The organism is Bacillus sp. LR_5, from assembly GCF_042709275.1.
Genome location: NZ_JAVAXX010000411.1, coordinates 1 through 4,099, shown reverse-complemented (window position 1 = coordinate 4,099; position 4,099 = coordinate 1). Strand labels below are relative to the sequence as shown.

3 protein-coding genes are annotated in these 4,099 nt (G+C 43.7%); all 3 read left to right on the top strand.

What is annotated here, in order from left to right; all coding sequences use genetic code 11:
* The coding region (locus tag RAC86_RS35980) for an NAD(P)/FAD-dependent oxidoreductase (protein WP_377886717.1) at nucleotides 1-1,081 on the top strand (1,081 nt) is incomplete at its 5' end.
* 199 nt (nucleotides 1,082-1,280) lie between these two features.
* Complete coding sequence (uxaC, locus tag RAC86_RS35975) at nucleotides 1,281-2,702, top strand: glucuronate isomerase (RefSeq protein ID WP_339232626.1); 1,422 nt, start codon at nucleotides 1,281-1,283, stop codon at nucleotides 2,700-2,702.
* Nucleotides 2,703-2,769: 67 nt separating this feature from the next.
* On the top strand, nucleotides 2,770-4,099 hold a 1,330-nt coding region (locus RAC86_RS35970; RefSeq protein ID WP_377886715.1), incomplete at its 3' end, for an MFS transporter.

Here is a 4,099-nt window from a genome sequence, read left to right as displayed (position 1 = left end):
AGTGGTAAACAAATACCCTACTCACCAAATCATTACGGAATTACACCGCCTTGCTGCAGGCAACGTGTCTGAAAAAGCGGTTGCAATGCCATTAGAAAAACTTTTCAAAGGCAAAGACATTGATCTTAAAATTGCGGAAGTAAGCTCTTTCTCTGTTGATAAAAAAGAAGTTGCGCTTGCTGACGGTTCTACATTAACTTACGATGCGCTTGTTGTAGGTCTTGGTTCTGTAACGGCTTACTTCGGCATCCCAGGTCTTGAAGAAAACAGCATGGTATTGAAATCTGCTGCCGATGCGAACAAAGTCTTTCAACATGTTGAAGATCGTGTGCGCGAGTACTCTAAAACGAAAAACGAAGCAGATGCAACAATCCTTATCGGCGGCGGCGGCTTAACAGGTGTTGAGCTTGTTGGTGAGCTTGCTGACATCATGCCGAACCTTGCGAAAAAATACGGCGTAGACCATAAAGAAATCAAATTAAAACTTGTTGAAGCAGGTCCGAAGATCCTTCCTGTTCTTCCGGATGATCTTATCGAGCGTGCGACTGCAAGCCTTGAAAAACGCGGCGTTGAGTTCTTAACAGGTCTTCCTGTTACAAATGTAGAAGGAAACGTAATTGATCTGAAAGACGGATCTAAAGTTGTTGCCAACACATTTGTTTGGACTGGCGGCGTACAAGGTAACCCATTAGTCGGTGAATCAGGTCTAGAAGTGAACCGCGGACGCGCGACTGTAAATGACTTCCTGCAATCTACATCTCATGAAGATGTATTCGTTGCTGGAGACAGCGCAGTTTACTTCGGTGCAGACGGCCGTCCATACCCGCCAACTGCACAAATCGCATGGCAAATGGGTGAGCTGATCGGTTACAACCTATTCGCTTACTTGGAAGGCAAAACGCTTGAAACATTCAAGCCAGTAAACTCTGGTACACTTGCAAGCCTTGGACGCAAAGACGCGGTTGCCATCATTGGTGCAAATTCTACACCGCTTAAAGGTCTTCCTGCTTCCTTGATGAAAGAAGCAAGTAATGTACGCTACTTAACACACATTAAAGGACTTTTCAGCCTGGCTTACTAATCCTTTCTATGAATCTGACATTGCCAAAAGCATTCCTTTCCGAGTGCTTTCTGGCAATGTCTTTTTTTTTGTTTATATGCTAACGTTAACATTTCATTTTCAAAAAAGAGATTGATCTCAGAGGAATATAAAGGTAAAATAGATACAAATCAAAATGTTAACGTTAACATTTTGAAATAGAATGAAAGACGGTGAGGACATGGACCCCTTCATGGGCGAAAACTTTTTATTGAAAAATGAAACCGCTGTCAGCCTCTATCACAATTATGCGAAAGACATGCCAATTATTGATTACCACTGCCACTTAAGTCCGAAAGAAATCTATGAAAATAAGACATTTCAAAACATCACGGAAGCCTGGCTGTATGGTGACCATTATAAATGGCGCATCATGAGAGCCAATGGAATTGAGGAGACATACATTACCGGAGATGCGCCTGATGAGGAGAAATTTATGGCTTGGGCGAAAACCGTGCCGATGGCGATTGGCAATCCACTCTACAACTGGACTCACTTAGAATTGCAGCGTTTTTTTGGCATTTACGAGATTTTAAACGAGAAGTCCGGGCCGGCTATATGGAAACGGACAAATGAACTGCTCAAAGGGGAAGGCTTCGGGGCAAGGGATTTAATCGTGAAATCAAATGTAAAGGTTGTGTGCACCACAGATGACCCTGTTGATTCTCTTGAATACCATCTATTATTAAGAGAAGACAAAGACTTTCCTGTCAGTGTGCTGCCTGGATTTCGGCCGGATAAAGGACTTGAGATCAATCGTGAAGGCTTTACTGAGTGGGTGCAGGCGCTTGAAGATGCCGCTGCCATATCGATTACAACCTATGATGAGTTTTTAAAGGCGTTGGAAAAACGAGTGCGATTCTTCCACTCAGCCGGCGGCAGAGTTTCTGATCACGCGATAGATTCAATGGTATTTGCCGAAACAACAAAAGAAGAAGCTGGACGGATTTTTTCTGACAGATTACAAGGAACAGAGGTTTCTTGTGAAGATGAGAAGAAATTTAAGACATATACGCTTCAGTTTCTTTGCGGTTTGTATGCGGAGCTCGATTGGGCGATGCAGTTTCATATCAACGCTTTAAGAAACACGAATACAAAAATGATGAAAAGGCTCGGACCTGATACAGGGTATGATTCAATGAACGATGAAGAAATTGCTAAGCCTTTATACAAGCTGTTGAACTCAGTTGAGATGAAGAACCAGCTGCCGAAAACGATTTTATATTCACTGAATCCAAATGATAACTATGTCATCGCCAGCATGATCAACAGTTTTCAGGACGGTATTACCCCGGGAAAAATACAATTCGGCACAGCCTGGTGGTTTAACGATACTAAAGACGGAATGCTCGACCAAATGAAAGCGTTATCAAATGTTGGCCTTTTCAGCCGTTTTATCGGCATGCTCACCGATTCCAGAAGCTTTCTTTCGTATACGCGCCACGAATATTTCAGGCGGATCGTCTGCAATTTGATTGGAGAATGGGTGGAAAACGGCGAAGTGCCGCGCGATACGGAGCTTCTGGGAAGCATCGTTCAGGGGATTTGCTATGACAATGCGAAACACTACTTTCAATTTCAAGAAGAGAAAGCAAACGTGTAACAAAGTATCCGCTCAGTATCGCTGAGCGGATCACTATCCGAAAATTCTTAAGACACAGAGGTGGAACATGCGAACTGAACTGGCAAATAAGGTTGTGTCGGTCGAAACGGAAAAAAGGCTTTCATTGAAAGAGAAAATGTCCTATGGTTTTGGTGATTTTGGCAATGGTTTTATGTTTGATCTCGGCCAGATTTATTTATTGAAGTATTTCACTGATGTAGCGGGAATCCCCGCTGCGATGGCCGGCGGCATTTTTTTAGTCAGTAAGCTGTTTGCGGCGATAACAGATCCAATTGTCGGCTCATCAATCGATTATCGCAAAAACATCGGCAAACGGGGGAAATTCAGGCCTTATCTATTAATCGGCAGCCTCGTGCTTGCGGTGCTTACTGTTCTTATTTTTCTGTCTCCCAGTGTATCAACGACCGGAAAACTGATTTATGCATATGCATCCTATATGATTTGGGGCATCGGCTATTCGTTTGTGAATATTCCGTACGGCTCATTAGGGGCAGCGATGACTCAAAATTCTGAGGACCGGACCTCCATTTCAACGTTCCGCCAAATCGGATCACTTGGCGCCTTGTTTATCACGAGTGTGGCCGTGATGCCGCTGCTCGTCAAGTTTGATAATCCGAAGGTCGGCTACCCGGTGGTCATGGGCTTGTTCGCCGCGCTCGGTGTGTTTTGGTTTTATATTTGCTACCGCAACTGCAAAGAGCGCATTGTCATATCGGAAGCACCCAAAGAAAAATTAACACTCTCATCTATCGTCAAAACATTTATTACAAATAAACCGCTGTTAACCCTTGTCCTGATGACGATTTTTTCAATTTCCGCATACAACATTAAATCCGCCATGCTCGTCTATTTCGCACAATATAACTTGGGCAATGTTGAATTAATGGCTTATATGAACTTCATCATTATCGGTTCTTCCTTTTTGGGCGTCGTATTCCTTCCAAAGCTCGTCAAGATGTTTGGAAAGAAACGAACGGCAATGATCGGCTTTGGCATCAGTGTGGCCGCGGATCTGATCAACTTTATGCTTCCATCTAACGTTTATGTGTTTACAATTCTCGCCAGTATCGCCTTTATCGGAATCAGTATCCCAAATGGCATCACGTGGGCTCTTGTATCCGATATTATCGACTATGGCGAATGGAAATCCGGTGAACGGAAGGAAGCAACGACATATTCACTTTTCAATTTCTCAAGAAAGCTTGCTCAATCTTTGTCTGGCTTTCTCTCGGGGATCGGTTTGGGGATTATCGGCTATGTGCCGAATGCAGTCCAGACAGCACAGGCGCTGATTGGCATCAAAGCGCTGCTTCTTCTGTATCCGGCCATTGCTTTGGCATTAGCGATGATCATTATCGGCTTTCTATATAAACTCA

What these genes read in the sequence shown, in the direction of transcription:
- uxaC (WP_339232626.1), top strand. Translation starts at nt 1,281, where the DNA reads ATGGACCCCTTCATGGGCGAAAACTTTTTATTGAAAAATGAAACCGCT.